The organism is Agrobacterium sp. CG160-95 (assembly GCF_053521725.1).
In genome coordinates, this window is record NZ_JBNWDU010000001.1 from 1240320 (window position 1) to 1257101 (window position 16782).

General features: G+C 58.9%; 20 protein-coding genes. 9 read left to right on the top strand and 11 right to left on the bottom strand.

Going from position 1 to position 16782, the window contains the following annotated elements; all coding sequences use genetic code 11:
* Positions 1–212: 212 nt before the first annotated feature.
* The 5 genes from ACQZ63_RS06185 to ACQZ63_RS06205 all read left to right on the top strand — a co-directional run bounded on the left by ACQZ63_RS06185 (position 213) and on the right by ACQZ63_RS06205 (position 4412).
* The gene (locus ACQZ63_RS06185) at positions 213–911 is read left to right on the top strand and encodes a DUF1045 domain-containing protein (RefSeq protein WP_019564525.1); all 699 of its coding nucleotides are present in this window, start codon (positions 213–215) and stop codon (positions 909–911) included.
* On the top strand, positions 908–2044 hold the full coding sequence (locus ACQZ63_RS06190; RefSeq protein WP_113555611.1) for an alpha-D-ribose 1-methylphosphonate 5-triphosphate diphosphatase: 1137 nt from the start codon (positions 908–910) through the stop codon (positions 2042–2044). Before ACQZ63_RS06185 ends, ACQZ63_RS06190 begins: the two co-directional genes overlap by 4 nt.
* Positions 2041–2655, top strand: a complete 615-nt coding sequence (phnN, locus tag ACQZ63_RS06195) for a phosphonate metabolism protein/1,5-bisphosphokinase (PRPP-forming) PhnN (RefSeq protein WP_003514473.1) — start codon at positions 2041–2043, stop codon at positions 2653–2655. Before ACQZ63_RS06190 ends, phnN begins: the two co-directional genes overlap by 4 nt.
* A gap of 87 nt (positions 2656–2742) precedes the next feature.
* Positions 2743–3783, top strand: coding sequence for an AraC family transcriptional regulator (locus tag ACQZ63_RS06200; protein WP_112291037.1), 1041 nt, complete (start codon positions 2743–2745; stop codon positions 3781–3783).
* Between the two features lie 383 nt (positions 3784–4166).
* A complete protein-coding gene (locus ACQZ63_RS06205; RefSeq protein ID WP_003514469.1) occupies positions 4167–4412 on the top strand; it encodes a helix-turn-helix domain-containing protein in 246 nt (81 codons plus the stop codon).
* 223 nt (positions 4413–4635) lie between these two features.
* On the opposite strand, the gene ACQZ63_RS06210 is transcribed toward ACQZ63_RS06205, so the two are convergent.
* From ACQZ63_RS06210 to ACQZ63_RS06245, 8 genes are all read right to left on the bottom strand, one after another.
* Entirely contained in the window at positions 4636–5625 is a 990-nt protein-coding gene (locus tag ACQZ63_RS06210) for an Ldh family oxidoreductase (protein ID WP_112291039.1), read from the bottom strand.
* Between the two features lie 186 nt (positions 5626–5811).
* The gene (locus tag ACQZ63_RS06215) at positions 5812–6738 is read right to left on the bottom strand and encodes a TonB family protein (protein WP_038489418.1); all 927 of its coding nucleotides are present in this window, start codon (positions 6736–6738) and stop codon (positions 5812–5814) included.
* Positions 6735–7220 (bottom strand): TonB system transport protein ExbD, encoded by a 486-nt coding sequence (gene exbD, locus ACQZ63_RS06220; RefSeq protein WP_038489415.1) that lies wholly within the window; start codon positions 7218–7220, stop codon positions 6735–6737. Before exbD ends, ACQZ63_RS06215 begins: the two co-directional genes overlap by 4 nt.
* Positions 7221–7226: 6 nt before the next feature.
* The gene (exbB, locus tag ACQZ63_RS06225; RefSeq protein WP_162763598.1) at positions 7227–8387 is read right to left on the bottom strand and encodes a tonB-system energizer ExbB; all 1161 of its coding nucleotides are present in this window, start codon (positions 8385–8387) and stop codon (positions 7227–7229) included.
* 193 nt (positions 8388–8580) lie between these two features.
* Positions 8581–9318, bottom strand: coding sequence for a histidine utilization repressor (gene hutC, locus ACQZ63_RS06230; protein WP_019564534.1), 738 nt, complete (start codon positions 9316–9318; stop codon positions 8581–8583).
* A 35-nt stretch (positions 9319–9353) separates the two neighbouring features.
* Complete coding sequence (locus ACQZ63_RS06235) at positions 9354–10139, bottom strand: ABC transporter ATP-binding protein (RefSeq protein ID WP_013635262.1); 786 nt, start codon at positions 10137–10139, stop codon at positions 9354–9356.
* Positions 10139–10912, bottom strand: coding sequence for an ABC transporter permease (locus ACQZ63_RS06240; RefSeq protein ID WP_003514452.1), 774 nt, complete (start codon positions 10910–10912; stop codon positions 10139–10141). Before ACQZ63_RS06240 ends, ACQZ63_RS06235 begins: the two co-directional genes overlap by 1 nt.
* 141 nt (positions 10913–11053) lie before the next feature.
* Positions 11054–11995: an ABC transporter substrate-binding protein gene (locus tag ACQZ63_RS06245; RefSeq protein WP_003514451.1), complete on the bottom strand. Its 942-nt coding sequence runs from the start codon at positions 11993–11995 to the stop codon at positions 11054–11056.
* 205 nt (positions 11996–12200) lie between these two features.
* Between ACQZ63_RS06245 and ACQZ63_RS06250 the strand changes: the two genes are divergently transcribed.
* Positions 12201–12911, top strand: a complete 711-nt coding sequence (locus ACQZ63_RS06250; protein WP_113555613.1) for a YoaK family protein — start codon at positions 12201–12203, stop codon at positions 12909–12911.
* A 12-nt stretch (positions 12912–12923) separates the two neighbouring features.
* Here ACQZ63_RS06250 and ACQZ63_RS06255 read toward each other — a convergent pair whose 3' ends face one another.
* Positions 12924–13442, bottom strand: a complete 519-nt coding sequence (locus ACQZ63_RS06255) for a hypothetical protein (RefSeq protein ID WP_025592081.1) — start codon at positions 13440–13442, stop codon at positions 12924–12926.
* A gap of 77 nt (positions 13443–13519) precedes the next feature.
* On the opposite strand from ACQZ63_RS06255, the gene ACQZ63_RS06260 reads away from it, so the two are divergent.
* Positions 13520–14158, top strand: a complete 639-nt coding sequence (locus tag ACQZ63_RS06260) for a trimeric intracellular cation channel family protein (RefSeq protein WP_003514444.1) — start codon at positions 13520–13522, stop codon at positions 14156–14158.
* Positions 14159–14230: 72 nt separating this feature from the next.
* On the opposite strand, the gene irrA is transcribed toward ACQZ63_RS06260, so the two are convergent.
* Together irrA and ACQZ63_RS06270 are read right to left on the bottom strand one after the other, a co-directional pair.
* Entirely contained in the window at positions 14231–14650 is a 420-nt protein-coding gene (irrA, locus tag ACQZ63_RS06265; protein WP_003507276.1) for an iron response transcriptional regulator IrrA, read from the bottom strand.
* Positions 14640–14771 (bottom strand): hypothetical protein, encoded by a 132-nt coding sequence (locus ACQZ63_RS06270; protein ID WP_333717852.1) that lies wholly within the window; start codon positions 14769–14771, stop codon positions 14640–14642. Before ACQZ63_RS06270 ends, irrA begins: the two co-directional genes overlap by 11 nt.
* A 195-nt stretch (positions 14772–14966) precedes the next feature.
* On the opposite strand from ACQZ63_RS06270, the gene fabA reads away from it, so the two are divergent.
* Together fabA and fabB are read left to right on the top strand one after the other, a co-directional pair.
* Positions 14967–15482, top strand: coding sequence for a 3-hydroxyacyl-[acyl-carrier-protein] dehydratase FabA (gene fabA / locus ACQZ63_RS06275; protein ID WP_003514441.1), 516 nt, complete (start codon positions 14967–14969; stop codon positions 15480–15482).
* A 75-nt stretch (positions 15483–15557) separates the two neighbouring features.
* Positions 15558–16781 carry a beta-ketoacyl-ACP synthase I gene (fabB, locus tag ACQZ63_RS06280; protein ID WP_113555614.1) on the top strand — a complete coding sequence of 408 codons (1224 nt, stop codon included), beginning with the start codon at positions 15558–15560 and terminating at the stop codon, positions 16779–16781.
* Position 16782 lies beyond the last annotated feature (1 nt).

Consider the following 16782-nt stretch of genomic DNA (forward strand, 5'->3'; position numbering starts at 1 on the left):
CCGGAACCTCTTTGCAAAGTCAGATACATCCCCTCAATGCGCCAGCATCCGTCTTGCGGACATTCGAGAGACACGCGGCGTTTCAAGCGCTTTTTTTCCTGGGGCATCATCATTCTGTCACGGAAAGCGATTACCTCGCACTCCTGACCTTGCGGGAAGCGGGCGAGTCACGCCAAATAGCTTTTCATCCAGGTTTTCCATGACACCGAAGAGTGCTTGCCGTGCGCTACGCCATCTATTTTTCTCCGGCTAAAGATCATCCACTGACTGAAGCGGCGTCGCGCTGGCTGGGACGCAATGCGTTTTCCGGCGCGCAACATGATGACCATGCCGCTTATGCGGAGATGACGGAGGAGCCGCGCCGTTACGGTTTCCACGCGACGCTGAAAGCCCCCTTCGAGCTTTCCGAAAAATACAGCGAAGCGGATCTCGTCGCCGCCCTCGAACAGTTTGCGGCCAGCCAGTCCGTCTTCGATATTCCGCGTGTTGTCATCGGCGCACTCGGGCCGTTTTTCGCGCTCGTTCCGGATCGCACCTACCAGCCGCTGCAGGATTTTGCCGCTGAGATCGTCGACCATTTCGACCGGTTTCGCGCCCCCCTGTCCGAAACCGACATTGCCCGCCGGCGCCCGCAAAACCTGACCGAAAGCCAGCGGCAAAATCTGTCGCTCTGGGGTTATCCGCATGTCATGGACGACTTCCGCTTTCATATGACGCTGACGGGCCGCATCGACGAAAGCGACGCGCCCGCTATCCAGGATGTGCTTTCGACCAAGTTTTCCGAGTTCGTCGACCGGCCTCTCACCATTTCCGGCCTCGCTTTGTTCGTTGAGGAAACGCGCGGCGCACCATTTACCGTTCATCGCTGGCACCCGCTTGGCCAGCCGCCAAAGAAAGATGCTGACCCATGACCGAGCATGCCCTTTCCAACGCCCGTATCGTTCTGGAAGACGATATTATTCTGGGATCCGTTCTGATCCGTGACGGCAAGATCGCCGATATCAGCGAAGGCGCCTCCAAGACCGGTGAGGATCTTGAAGGCGATTTCCTCATCCCGGGTCTGGTGGAACTGCACACCGACCATCTGGAACAGCACTATTCGCCGCGTCCCGGGGTTATCTGGGATAAGATCGCCGCCATTCAGGCTCACGATGCGCAGGTCGCGTCATCAGGCATTACCACTGTTTTCGACTGCCTGCGGCTCGGCTCCGACGAAGATGGCGGGTTCAAGAAGGGCGAGATGCGGGAAATGGCGGATGCCATTGAAACCGCTGCCGATCAGAACCGCCTGCGGGCAGATCACCTGCTGCACCTGCGCTGTGAAGTCGCCTCCGCCGATGTGCTCGAGCATTTCCAAGATTTTGCGACCGATCCGCGTGTGCGGCTGATTTCGATGATGGACCACTCCCCGGGGCAGCGCCAGTTCCAGTCGATGGATCAATATATCTTCTATTACCAGAAGAAGCGCGGACTGAGCGACGAGGCTTTCGCCGAGTTCGTCAGACGCCGGCAGACGGCATCGGCGGAGTTTTCTGCCAAGCACCGGGATTACCTGGCGGCCCGCTGCGCCGAGCGCGGCATAACCGTTGCAAGCCATGACGACGCTACAGAAGCGCATGTGGGCGAAGCGATCGGGCACGGCGTGAAACTCGCGGAGTTCCCCACCAGCGTCGAGGCGGCAAAGGCTTCGCACAGCGCCGGCATGAGCGTGCTGATGGGCGCACCGAACATCGTTCGCGGCAAGTCCCATTCCGGCAACATCGCCGCGCGTGATCTTGCCGAACTTGGCGTGCTGGATGTTCTCTCTTCCGACTATGTGCCGTTCAGCCTGCTTTACGCACCGTTCCTGCTCGCCGACCAGGTGGAAGCCATCACTCTGCCGGAAGCGTTGCGCATGGTTACCTCCACGCCGGCACGAACGGTGGGCCTTCGCGATCGCGGCAGCATCGCAACGGGATTGCGGGCCGATCTGGTCCGAGTTCACCGTGAGGACGGCGTTCCCGTCGCCCGCTCGGTCTGGCGTCAGGGCAAACGCGTGGCATGACCGGCAACGGACAGGATAGCCGGCTTGACGGCCAGACACTGGGTACTGTGCCCGGAACCATGATCGTAATTGTCGGCCCGAGTGGGGCCGGCAAGGACACGCTGATGGATTATGCGGCAGCGCAGCTGTCCGGGCGGCCGGGCTTTCATTTCACCCGCCGGGTCATTACCCGCAGCGGCGATGCCGGCGGCGAAAATCACGATGCCGTTTCCATGCACGAGTTCAACCGGCTGGAAGACGAAGGTGCTTTTGCCGTTTCCTGGCAGGCGCACGGGCTGAAATATGGCATTCCGGCCGCCGTCTATCGTCATCTTAATGCGGGAGACGTGGTCATCGCCAACGGCTCCCGCTCGGCCCTGCCCCAGTTCGGCACCGCCTTTGCGCGCCTCAAGGTCGTGAACATCGTTGCACGGCCGGACGTGCTGGCGAAGCGGCTGGAGCAGCGCGGGCGGGAAAGCCGGGAGGATATTCTCCGGCGGCTGGAACGCAGTTCGCTCACGGTCGTCGGAGATTTTGATGTGACGACCGTGGACAATAGCGGTTCCATGGAAGATGCGGGCAAAACCATCATGCAGGTGCTGGAGCAGAGCGCCTGCCGTCGCCACATTTAAACTCCATAGGCCGAACTGCTCGACAAATGGCTTCCCAACGCTTACCATCAGGCGACAATTTCCAAACATGGTACGCCAAGGCGAGGGATGCCTGAAAAGAGGGTCAGCGACGAGATAACAGTGGTGGCCGGTCTGGCCGCCGGCGTCGCCAATTATGCACGGTCGCGGGGCATCGATATTGCCCCCATCTGCAAGGCTCTCGATATCGATCCCGCCACTTTCGGCAGCGTGACGGAGCGCATCAGCCTCGACCGATTTTGCCGCCTGCTCGAGACATGTGCGTTGATTTCCGGCGACGACGCCTTTGGTTTGCAATGCGCGTCCACCTTTCCCGCCGGCGCATCCGGCGCATTCGGATATGGCCTGATCAGCGCGCCGACAGTGCGGGCTTTCCTGCGTTTTCTTCAGGATCACGTTTATTACGCGACCAATAACAGCAATTTCACCATGGTCACGGATGCCGCGCACGTAACCCTGTCGTGGTCCTTTGCGCCTGTCATCGCCAAACGCGATCAATATGTGGATTTGTCGCTGACAGCTCTGATCCAGCGCCTTCGCGATATTCTGGGGGAGCGCGTCAACCTGATCGAGATCGGTCTGGAACGGCCGAAACCGGTTAATATTCAGCTATTTAAAGAAAGAATGACCAAGCGCGTCAGCTTTTCGCAACCCATCCATACCATGCGTCTTCCCACATCACTTCTGGACGTGGTCAACCCAAATGCAGATGAGCGGCTGTTCGAGCTGATGAACTTGCAATGCCGGATGCTGCGGCCGGAGACATCGGCAGACGCCACGCATTTCATCGATCAGGTGAAGCGTTACATGCAGGTGCGGCTGTCGGATGCCGAGCTTTCGCTGAGCGAGATCGCCCCCTATTTCAACCTGTCGGAACGCAGTTTTCAAAGACGGCTTGCCGAGCTTGGGACTAATCTCAACGAGATAAAGGACGCCATTCGCAAGAATGCCGGCTTCAAGCTCCTCGTGGAAAGCGATCTTCCGGTTTCCGATATCAGCTACAGGCTCGGCTATTCCACGCCGGGTGCGTTTTCGCGTTCCGTTTCCCGCTGGTTCGGGGCAACGCCCACGGATATTCGCAAGACACACGCGCATCATTCCGCCGTATAGGGCGCATTCCCAGCATCAATATTCCATATATCCAAAATAAAATTAGGAAATATGTCGGCGTTCATTGGATTATGTATCGAAACATAACAATAAAAACGCAAAACTTGGCGTGAGATGTTATTCTCTTGAGATGGCAGACCGCCTAATAGAACGCCGCAATATGCCTTCGGGCATGACGGAAAATATTCCAAAGCTTTGAATTTTACATTGTTCTGGACAAGAACCGATTTCAGGTTTTTGGGAAGGACGATGCAGTCATTCTTTCATCGCCGAGGATATGCCCATGCCGGGACCGGCTGGCTGCGAGATCAGCCGCTTATTGCCTGGTTCCTGAGGCCACATCCGGCTTTGGGAAGGTCAATCTCTTTTGAGGCTGAAAGACTATGTCGTCAAAAACGCAGCATGAACGTCACCAGGCGCGTGAAATCGTCCTTTCGGATCGTGAGCGGCAATATCTGGGGCTCGTTGCGCGGGGCCGACATCCTTCTCACATTGCCTTGATAACGGGAGCGGACGAAGCGGATGTTAAAGATACTCTGGAACGGGTCCGCCTAAGGCTGGGTGCGGCCAATCTGCTGAATGCCGTCAGCATCGCCCTGCTGCGTGGACTGATCGAACAGGATATTTAGAGCTTCCCTCTCGCTCCAAAAGCTTACGCGATATCGTCCCCTTCCCGTAAGCCAAAACCGGATGTGTTGCTTTCTGCGCCAAAAACCCACCATTTCGATGGCGGGACGGCGGACCAAAAGGCGGGTCGGAAATGATTTCCGGCCTATCGGCGCAAATGCAAGGCAGCCATACACGGTTTACCCGGCGGACTTTCCGGTCCGCCGGGTTTTCATTTTCAGTTCCTCACAGCGACTGAATCTCGGCAAGAATATCGCTTTCGACGATGATACCGCTTTCCAGCGCCTGCCTTCGAATGCCCTGGCTTCGCCGACCGGGCAAACGCACGTTTTCCTGCTTCTCTATCTCTCCGGCGATAAGCGCCAGTCGCTCGGTAAAGGCCGCACCGCCCGACGATACGGGGTCTATGGCGATGATCGTATGGCCGAGAGAGGGTGGCGCACCCTTGTCGTCCAGAAGGGAAGAGGCCTCGAAGGCGAAGCTTCCACCGGTTAGCGCGGCGGCCATGATCTCCACCATCAGCGCCAGGGCAGCCCCCTTGGCCTCGCCCGCAGGCACCATCGTTCCGGCCAGGGCTTCTTCGGGATCGGTCGTGGGCCGGCCATTCATATCAAGCGCCCAGTCGCCCGGAATGGTTTCGCCCTTCTGGCGGGCCGCCATAATCTTTCCGCGCGCAACCTTGGAAAGCGCCAGATCGATCACCAGCGGATCTGCCTCGCCAACAGGGCTGGCGAACGCAATCGGATTGGTGCCATAGAGCGGTTTGGTGCCACCCCAAGGCGCCATGGATGCAGGCGCATTGGCGAACATCAGCGCCACGAGGCCCATTTCCGCGAAACGCTCGACTGTAAGTGCCATGACGCCTGCATGATGGGAGCGATGGATCGCGGCAAGCGCGATGCCCTGCTGCCGGGCCATGTCCGGCAACTCGTCTACGGCGCAGTCGATCGCGGGATAGGCGTAACCGTTGTTAGCGTCGATTGAAAGCACACCCGGTTTGACACGACTTGCCACCGGCCGCGCATTGCCATTGACCTTGCCAACCCGCGCCTGACGGACATAAACGGGGATACGCCGAAAACCGTGGCCGCCCTGGCCTGCAGCCTCGGATGCCACGAGCGCCTTCGCCACGGAGCGGGCGTTTTGCGGCAGAACGCCGTTACGCTCAAAGATAGAGGATACGAGATCCTCCGCCTCTGCGATTGAGAATTTCATTCCGGAATGCCTCTGCGTGTTAAGTCGACAAGACCTACACCATCGAAAACATTCGCGAAATGCAATTCAGGCCCAAATGGATATCTTATCGAGAATACCGGTCGGGCACGCATTCGCCCTTCGGCAGGGCGTCATGCCAGGCAAGAGCTTATTCCAGCAGAACCGCGACGTGGCCTTGGAATTGATCTAGCGGATGCTGATCGGCAAGGTGATTGTCTTATTTGCATCCGGTGGCGGCGCGGGCACGGGTGACGCGCTCTGGATCCAGGCCGCAATCTGCTGGTCGATGGAGGAATCACCAGTGGACTGCACCACACTGACACCGCTGATGGCGCCTGTATCGTTAACCCGGAACCGCACGGTCGCTGTCATCGCATCGCTGCGAAGCGAGCGGGGCTTACGCCTCTGGATATGCGAGCGAACCTTCGATCCCCATTTTGCCGGCGAGGCGGAGGATGAAGAGAAGAAACCGGCATTGTTGCGCGATGCCGCCGTCCGGTCGGATTGCTGTGTCTCGGCCTTGGCCGTTTCGCGCAGTTCCGATGCCTGTTGCGGTTTGGGGCGCTGGCGCTCGACCTTCTTCTTGTCGTCCGTTTCTTTCTTCTCCACCTTCTTTTCGACCGGCGGCGGCGGTGGCCGGATGACGGGCAAGGGAACCTCGACATTTTCGAGTTCCGCCATCATCTGTTCCTGCACGGGATCGATCGGCTCCACCGGTTCGGGAATTTCCTGCGGTTCGACGATCTCCTCGACCGGCGGTTCCGGCGGCTGCACGGGTTCCGGCGGCGGCGTTTCCACAACCGGCTCAGGCGGCGGCGGCTCCTCCGGGGTGACTTCCTCTACCGGCTGGCTGTTGTCGCTCTTTACCTCTTCGGCATCTTCAACGTCCTGCGCAGGCGTCGTTTCCTCGGTGTTGACGGCTTCCGGTATGGCCGCCATTTCGATCATGATTGCGGCAGGCGGCGGCCCGCCGGCATCCAGTTCCTCTGGTTCCTGCATCAGGTAATAGGCAAAACCCGCATGAACGCCCAGCATGAGCAGTGCTGCGGCGGACCACAACGCCGCTTCCCCTAGGCGGGAATGTCGGGACTGCGGGTAGCCGTTTTCAGTCATGGCGCGGTTCCTGGAACTGAAGGCGCGGCGGGCGGAACGGCACCGGCTGGCTGCGTTGCCGCAGCGGCATTTTCCAGCCCTACCAGAGCGATTTTCAGATATCCGGCATCGCGAAGCAGGTTCATGATTTCCATGAAGTGGCCATAGTCGACGGCTTTGTCGGCGCGCAGGAAAATTCGCGTATCTTTCTTGCCGCTCGTCTGCCGGTCGATCGCCGCTGCCAGGGCTTCGCGGGCAACCGCATCATTGCCGAGATTGAGCGACAGATCATCCTTGACGGTCAGATAAAGCGGCTCTTCCGGGCGCTCCGCCGGCTTGGCGGTGGATGCGGGCAGATCGACATTCACATCCACCGTCGCCAGCGGTGCGGCAACCATGAATATGATGAGCAGAACCAGCATCACGTCGATGAAAGGCGTGACGTTGATTTCGTGGTTTTCGGAGAGATCGTCTCCGCTATTTTCGCGAATACCGCCAGCCATGACCGATCACCGCCCAACCAACGACACTGCGGGCTTGCTGCTGCCCGGCGGAATGCGGCGGAAATCGAGGTCGCGGCTGACGAGGCGTTCCACGCCGGCTGCGGCATCCGCCAGCAAATGCCGGTATCCGGTGATCGAGCGGGCGAAGACGTTGTAGATCACCACCGCTGGAATAGCAGCAACAAGGCCGATTGCCGTGGCAAGCAGCGCCTCGGCAATGCCGGGTGCCACGACGGCAAGATTGGTGGTCTGCGATTCCGAGATGCTGATGAAGGAATTCATGATGCCCCAGACGGTACCGAACAGACCGACAAAGGGAGCGGTGGAGCCGATGGTCGCCAAGGCGCCCGTTCCGCGCGACATGCGGCGACCGGCGTGGGTTTCAATGCGTGACAGGGCCGAGGATACACGCTCCTTGATGCCGCCACCGTCGGTGTGTTCGACCACCGCGTCGGAAAGCTGCATTTCGTGAGTTGCCATGCGCAACATCAGCGCTGCCGGCCCGCCCTTCTTTTCGACGGCCTCAGTCGCCTCGTTCAGGGTTTTCGCCCTGCGAATAACCTTGAGTGTCGCACCGGCGCGCACCCGTGCACCGGCAAGCTCGATAGACTTCGCCACCCAGACCGTCCAGGTGACGAGCGATGCGAAGGCAAGACCGATCATCACGCCCTTCACGACCCAGTCTGCCGCCATGAACATGCCCCAGGGAGACAGGTTGTGCGGAATGTCCGCACGATGTCCGGCACTTGCGGGTTCGGCGACTACCGGTTCAACCGGGGTGGAGACCTCGTTCGGCGCTGCCGTACCGTTCGTCGGAGCGGGTTGCTCCGTCTGTGTCGGCTGCGGTGAAACACCTTCGGCTGCCGGCGTGGGATTACTTGCGGCGGGCGCAGGCTGGGCCGGCGCGGGCTGTGTGGGCGCGGCAGCGGAAGGCGGAACAGGCTGGACTGCCGGAGTGCTCGGCGTCTCAGCCGGCGACTGCGCGGGCTGCATCGTTTCCGTTGCCGGTGCAGGTGCTGGTTGGATCGGGGTCTCAGATGCCGACTGAGCAAAAACCGCTCCAGCACTCAAGCCGGCCAGCAAAGTGACCGTCATGGCAAGTGAGATATGCCGTGTTTTGTTTGCTCTGGTGAAGCACGCGGAAGAAGTTGAGGTCTCAGCTGACATAATTTTTATCCCGGATTTCCGTCGATGAACTCATCCGCAGATTGACCGGTTCATTAAAACCGGGGCCATGAACGGATGCCGTCGTGAAAGCTTGACGTTCCGATAATAAACCTGAGTTCTTTTGACAACTATTATATTGCCAAAAGACGACCCGTAAACTCTTCTTTACAAAAAATTGACCGACCTGCGGTCTTCAGGTGTTTTGCGAAGGCGAAAACTGCGCCACCAGCGCGTGTCGGTCGCCGGGATAGGTGACCCGAACACTGGTGACATAATCCGCTCCGTGCCAGGTGCGGCGGTGGATGACCAGACACGCCGCACCGGAAGCAATGCCGAGCGCGGTCGCGTTTTTGCGATCAGCGGAAACTGCGCTGATGCGATGTTCCGCGGCACTCCAGGGAACCATTTTCAGCAGCCAAGTGCCCGGCCCGATCTGTGAAAAATCCGCTGCCTCAGCCTCCGGAACGGCGGTGACATTGATGATGCGTTCCTCGAGGCAAAAGGGAACGCCGCCGGCAAAATGCGTGCAGGTGAGTTCCAGAACTGAGGCATCCGCGGCAAGCGCCATGGCCGCGCCGTCTTCTTCCCCCGCAGGGCGCAGTCGCCGTCTGTCGAGACGGTAACCGTAAACGAGGCCGAGGGCCTGCACCTCCCGCTCGATATCGTGGATTTCCAGCACGGCCGATTGCGCATGGGGCTGGCGAACGAAAGTGCCGAGACGCCGGCGGCGCTCGATAAGGCCGCGCTGCACCAGTTCGCCGAGCGCCTTGTTCACCGTCATGCGCGAGCAGGCATATTGCCGGGTCATCTCGTGTTCGTAGGGAATACGGTACCCCGGCGGCCACTCGCCCGACATGATGTGGCGCTCGACATCGTTGCGGATGCGCTCGTGCAGTGATTTTTCCTGAAGATCGGCGCCTGTACTCCTCATACCGATGCTTCCTTCCTCCCGGTTCTATGGATCAACTATCCATGGGCAGCGGCGGCAATCGCCTCGCTGCGAATTTCCTCCGTCAACTTGGCGCGTAGCTGCGAAAACTCCGGGCTGGCCTTGACGGTGTAGTGACGCGGATGCGGCAGGTCGACCGGCATGATCGACTTGATGCGCCCCGGCCGCGCTGACATCGTCACAACCCGCGACGCCATGAACACCGCCTCCTCGATGTCATGTGTCACAAAAATGACGGTCTTCTGCTCGCGCTCCCATATGCCGAGCAGCAATTCCTGCATCAGCCCGCGCGTCTGGTTGTCGAGTGCGCCGAAAGGCTCGTCGAGCAGCAGGATCTTCGGGCCGTTTGCCAGAGCGCGCGCGATGGCTGTTCTCTGCTGCATGCCGCCGGACAGCTGTTTCGGCCAATGGTTCTCGAAACCGCGCAGGCCAACCTTGTCGATATAGCTGTCGACGATCTCCCATTTTTCCTTCTCGGCCACACCACGCTCGCGCAGACCGAAGGCGACGTTTTCCCGGATCGTTAGCCACGGAAACAGCGTGTAGGACTGGAACACCATGCCGCGATCCGCCCCCGGCCCTGTCACTGCCCGGCCGGACAAAAGGACTTCACCCGTCGTTGGACGGTCAAGACCGGCGATGATGCGCAGCAAGGTCGACTTTCCGCATCCGGACGGGCCGAGAATGGTGACGAAATCGTTGCGGGAGATTTCCAGATCCGTGGGCTGCAAGGCCAGCGTTGGCTGGCCGCCCTGAACGCCGGGGAAAGTGCGGCTGACGCCCTTGATAACGAGTTCGCTCATCAGGCAAGCCTCCAGGCGAAAAGCTTCCGGTTCAGCGATTTGAACGCGAAGTCAGAAATAAGTCCGATGACACCGATGACGATGATGCCGAAGATGATCTGCCCGGTCGCCATCAGCGCCTGGCTGTTGATGATCATATAGCCGATGCCCGACGACGCGCCGATCAACTCGGCAACAATCACATAGGTCCAGGCCCAGCCGAGGACGAGACGGAGAATTTCCGCAATATCGGGCGCATTGGCGGGAATGAGAACGCGGCGGACCACGCCCCGGTCTTTTGCGCCAAGTGTATAGGCAGCCTCCACCAGATCGCGTCTTGTGCCGGCAACCGCCACGGCAACCATGAGAATGATCTGGAAAACTGCGCCGATGAAGATCACCAGCAGCTTCTGCATCTCGCCGATGCCGGCCCAGAGAATAAGCAGCGGCACGAAGGCAGAAGCCGGAAGATAGCGTGCGAAGGAGACGAAGGGCTCAAGCAGCGCCTCGACCGGCTTGTAAGCGCCCATGGCGATGCCGACTGGTACGGCAACGAGCGAGGCCAGCACGAAGCCGCCGACAACACGCCAGATCGTCATTCCGATATCGCTGGCAAATCCCTGATCGGTCAGCAGATAGATGCCGTCCTTCAGCATAGTGATCGGGTCAGCCAGAAAGGTCGGCGATACGAAACCGCCGAGCGTGGCAAAGCCCCAGGCGGAGAAAAAAAGCACGAAGAACAGAATGCCGAGAAAAATCCGCGTGCTGTTCTTTATGGGTTGAAGAGGTTGCATTCTGTCGCCTGTCCGGAAAACGGGCGCGGCACTCCATCGCCGCACCATCTAAGCGCCGTGCGTCGTCCATGACGCACAGGCGCTGTAAGGCTTCTCACTGGCTGCAATAGTCCCCGAAGGAAAAGCAGCAGTTTGCTTCTGTTACTTGATGAAGGACGTGTCCGCGAGTGTCGAAAGATCGGGTTTCGATTTTATCACGCCGATTTCCAGAAGCAGATCAGCCGATTTTTCGGAGAATGTCTTGAATTCACCGTCGAAGAACTTCTGGTTGGCGGCCTTGTCCTGCCATTCCAGGAATTTCGCCGAAGCTGCGAATGCCTCGCCCGTCTGTTTTACGTCCGCTCCCATGGTCTCATAGGATTTTGCAGGGTCCGTCTTGATGAGCTCGAGCGCCTGGAAATAGCTGTCCGCAAGGGCTTTTGCCGCCTGCGGATTGGCCTTCAAGAAATCCGGCGTGCAGCCGAACGTATCCATGACGGCGGGATAATCAAGCGTCGTCGCAAGGATTTTCCCCTTGTCCGGTGCGGCGCGCACTGTGGACAGATAAGGCTCATAGGTCATGGCGGCTTCATTCTGGCCGGCGACGAATGCCTGCGCGGCCGGTCCCGGCTCAAGGTTGACGACCTTCACGTCCTTCAGGGTCAGGCCGTTTTCCTTCAGTATCCAGGCAAGGAAGAAATAGGGGGATGTGCCCGGTGCAGAAGCGGCAACCGTCTTGCCTTTGAGGTCCGACACCTTTGCAACATCACTGCGCACCGCAATGCCGTCGGCTCCGTGCGACTTGTCCATCTGGAAAATCTGGGTGGACTTCACGCCGTTGGCATTCCACGCGATCCATGTTTCGACCGTGGTGGCGGCGCACTGGATGTCACCGGAAGCAAGCGCCAGATGCCGGCTTGCCTGCGGAATCTTCTTGATATCGACCTTGAGGCCATTCTTTTCGAAAATGCCGGCCTGCTTGGCAAGCGTCAGTGGCGCAAAGCCGGTCCAGCCGGACATGCCTATTGTAACAGATGTTTCGGCATAGGCGGAAGCAGATGAAACAAGCGTCGCGATTGCGGCGATAACCCATGTCTTTTTCATGATCGGAACCCCTTTTGATTTATTTTTGTGCGATATTTTTTTCGCTTTATTTGAGGCATGCTAGGCAGGGATTTTACATTTGTCTAGACAAAATAGAGGCGCTCAAACGCTTCCAGAAAGATTGCAAACAAGCCGCCCGGCATTCTAGACATAGGATAGCACAGCCCGGCGCATCGGCCCGCTGTTTTCCATATCGAGCTTTTCCATGACCAGACAGAGACGCCGTAACATCATCAGGGCAAGGCGCACCGGCACCGGCATTGCGCTCGTCGCCGCCATTTCATTCATCGCCGGAATGACAGATGCGGTGGGTCTTCATCTTTCCGGCGATTTCGTTTCCTTCATGACCGGCAACACCACCCGCGCGGCCATTTCTGTGGAAGCTGGCATTTATTCCCATGCGGCGAAACTACTCTTCGCGATCATCGCTTTCGTGGCGGGCAATGCTGGCGGTATCGTGGTCGCGCATAAATTCGACCGGAGCATCTTTGCCGTTCTCATGGCCGTCGGGTCGCTTGTGGCGATTGCCGCATTGCTGCGCGGCGATGCTTCCGCCCTGGCACAGTTTTATCTTGTCGTTTTCGCCATGGGGATGGTCAACGCTGCCGTCGAACATATTGAGGGGCTGCCTATTGGCCTCACCTACGTGACCGGCGCCCTTTCCCGTTTTGGCCGCGGCATCGGTCGCTATCTTCTGGGGGAGCGGAGCCTCGATTGGGGCATCCAGATCGTGCCCTGGCTCGGTATGATAAGCGGCGCAATCTGCGGGGCGGTGTTGGGCGCCACGCTGCAGTACGATGCCCTGTGGGTGGTTGCGGCAACCGTTTTTGCGGTCGCCATCGCCACACTCGTCATTCCGCGTTCGCTTCGCCACCGCTATAACCAAAGGGTCCGGATCAGGCGCATCGCGCCCTGACGGACTGCGTCGTCACTTGCGTGAGATGGTGACGAATTTCGTGCCGCGCACCCGCACCGTCATCAGGCAGGCTTCCTTGTCGGTTCGATCGCAATAACGCGGGTGCATCTTCAGTACGAAGACCATGTTGCCGAAACGTTTGATGAAATCGTAGCCGTAAATCCGGGCCGTCGCGATCATCAGATATCCGCCCTCTTTGACCTGGACGTAAAAATTGTAAGGGCAACCTTCGTCATCGCAGCTGCGGCCTTTTTCGCCATCGCAATCCAGCACGCCGTGATTGACGACGGCATCCATCAGGCCATCATTGTTGATATCCAGTCTGGTGATGAAATCATCGCCGAAGCCAGCCGTCTTGCACTCCTTGCGGAAATGATCCTTTTCATAGATCTCGGGATCGTTCACCAGCTGCTGCTGTGCCGCCAGCGCGACCGGAAACACCAAGAGGACCAGCGCCTGAAGAGCGGCAACGATAGCGATTCGCACGGCATTTTCCTTTGCATCCGTTTCGTTTATGGATGTTGCGATCATCCGGGCGGCCAGCCTAGAGTTCCGTGCTTGCGCGACACTGACGCAAACGCATCCAAATTTCCGGGGGGACCTTTTCCATGACACTGCTGGGTTTTCTCGATTATGCCGGCGTTGCCGTGTTTGCCGCAACCGGCGCATTGGCCGCCTCACGCAAGCAGCTCGACCTGATCGGCTTCCTGTTTTTCGCCGCCGCGACCGGGATCGGCGGCGGCACGGTGCGCGATCTCGTGCTGGGCAGGGCGCCCGTGTTCTGGGTGTTGAACCCGACCTATATTCTGGTCTGCGTATCGGTTGCGGTTCTGCTTTTCTTCACCGCCTACCTGTTCGAATCCCGGTATCGGGTGCTCATCTGGCTCGATGCCGTCGGCCTCTCAGCCTATTGCGTCATGGGAGCCGCCAAGGGTCTCGCTGCAAGCGGCTCCGCAACCGTGGCGATCGTGACAGGCGTTTTGACAGCGACGTTCGGCGGCGTATTGCGCGATGTTCTCGCGGGAGAACCCTCCGTGCTGCTGCGCCCGGAAATCTACATCACTTGCGCGCTTTTGGGGGCCTCCATCTTCACCGGCGCTTATTTCCTCGGCGCGCCGCTTTATGTCGCGTCGGGCATCGGCGTATTGACGGCTTTCGGTGTCCGGTCCGGAGCGTTGATCTTCGGATGGACCTTTCCGCCCTACAAGGGCAAGCCCGGCAGACGGCCTGAAGATATATTGAAGTGAGGCGGCGAAGGCTGCCTGAAACAAAAATGGCGCCCACAGGCGCCATGTTTTTTTGTTTATCAAGCCGAAGCTTCAACCGCGCTTGCGACGCAGGCGAATGACCACGTCCACATGGGCGATTTCCATGCCTTCGGGCGCCTCTGGCAGATTGTCGATCTGGAGATTGTTGACGGGGATGTCGAGAACCTCGTTCTCTCCTTCCACGAAGAAGTGATGGTGGTCGGACACGTTGGTGTCGAAATAGGTGCGGGCACCCTCGACAGCCAGAACGCGGATGAGACCGGCTTCGGTAAACTGATGCAGCGTGTTGTAGACCGTCGCGAGAGAAACGGGCACGCCGGCGGTCACCGCCTCGTCATGCAGCTCCTCGACCGTCAGGTGGCGATCACCCTTTGCGAAAAGAAGATCGCCCAAAGCAACGCGCTGGCGCGTGGGCCGCAGCCCCGAGCGCCGCAGCCTCGTCCCGATATCCAATGTGGCGTCAAATGCCATACAATCCCATTCCAAACACAGGGGTGAAACCCATCAATTGCAATAGCATATATCTTTTGCGGTGAATGCTTTCAATAGTTTCAGCGTCGCCGAGTGTCGCAAATGGCTGCAAACCGGCCATTCTTGCAAATTTCCTCTGGTTCCTGCCGGATGGTTCCTGTATGCGGACGGCATATTGAGGTAATGACTTCTCTAAAGAAGGTTTGAAGACAAAGAATGGGGGCATAATGGCCTCTGCCCTTGCAGCGCTTCATTTTGAACCTAACTTGCTCTAGTGAAGTCGATAAACACCAGTGATTGAGGAAGTGAAAGCGGTATGGCAACGAGGCAATCAAGTTACAATTACGAGGAGATCCTTTCCTGCGGACGCGGCGAATTGTTCGGTCCGGGAAATGCCCAGCTTCCGTTGCCTCCCATGCTCATGGTTCACCGCATCACCGAAATTTCCGAAACCGGCGGCGCGTTCGACAAGGGTTTCATCCGCGCTGAATACGATGTCAGCCCAGACGACTGGTATTTCCCCTGCCATTTCCAGGGCAACCCGATCATGCCGGGTTGCCTCGGCCTTGACGGCATGTGGCAGCTGACCGGCTTCTTCCTCGGCTGGCTGGGCGAAGAAGGCCGCGGCATGGCGCTCTCCACCGGCGAAGTCAAGTTCAAGGGCATGGTTCGCCCAGAGACGAAGCTCCTCCAGTACGGCATAGATTTCAAGCGCGTGATGCGCGGACGTCTCGTTCTGGGTACCGCAGACGGATGGCTGAAGGCAGACGGCGAAACCATTTATCAAGCGACAGACCTTCGTGTGGGGCTGTCGAAGGAAAAGACCGCCTGAAGCGGACGGAATAGTCCTGGCAAACGCCGGGCGGCTTCGGTCGTCCAGCCGAAATCTTAAGAAAAGGTCCATTTCATGAGACGAGTTGTTGTCACCGGCCTCGGCATTGTTTCTTCCATCGGTGGTGATGCCGCCGAAGTCACCGCATCCCTGCGCGACGCCAAATCCGGCATTTCATTTTCACCGGATTTTGCTGAACACGGTTTCAAGTGCCAGGTATGGGGCAAGCCGTCTCTCGATCCGACCGAGCTGGTCGACCGTCGCGCCATGCGCTTCCTTTCGCAGGGCGGCGCATGGAACCACGTTGCCATGAAGCAGGCGATTGCCGATTCCGGTCTCGAGGAAAGCGACATCAGCGGCAACGAGCGCACCGGCATCATCATGGGTTCGGGCGGTCCTTCCACCCGCACCATCGTCGAAGCCGCCGATATCACGCTGAAGAACAACAGTCCGAAGCGTATTGGCCCGTTTGCCGTGCCGAAGGCCATGTCCTCGACCGCATCGGCCACACTTGCGACCTGGTTCAAGATCCACGGCGTCAACTATTCGATCTCTTCCGCCTGCTCCACATCGGCGCATTGCATCGGCAACGCCGCCGAGATGATCCAGTGGGGCAAGCAGGACGTGATGTTTGCTGGCGGCCATGAAGACCTCGATTGGTCCATGTCCAACCTCTTCGACGCCATGGGCGCGATGTCGTCCAAATATAACGAGACGCCAAACCTCGCTTCCCGCGCCTATGACGTCAACCGCGACGGTTTCGTCATCGCCGGCGGTGCTGGCGTACTGGTTCTTGAAGAGCTGGAACATGCGAAGGCGCGCGGCGCCAAGATTTACGCCGAGATCGTCGGTTATGGCGCAACCTCGGATGGTTACGACATGGTGGCTCCTTCCGGCGAGGGCGCGATCCGCTGCATGCGTCAGGCCCTTTCCACCGTCAAGGGCGATATCGACTACATCAACACCCACGGCACCTCGACGCCGGTTGGCGACAGCAAGGAAATCGGCGCGATCCGGGAAGTCTTCGGCGACAAGATCCCGCATATCCAGTCGACCAAGTCCCTCACCGGCCACTCGCTGGGCGCAGCAGGCGTTCAGGAATCGATCTACGGCCTGTTGATGATGCAGGAACGCTTCATCGGCGAGAGCGCGCATATTTCCGAACTCGATCCGGAATTTGTGGGCGTCCCGATTGTTCGCAGCCGCATCGACAATGCCAAGATCGACACGATCCTTTCCAATTCCTTCGGCTTCGGCGGCACCAACGCCACGCTGGTCTTCCAGCGTCATAACGGATAAT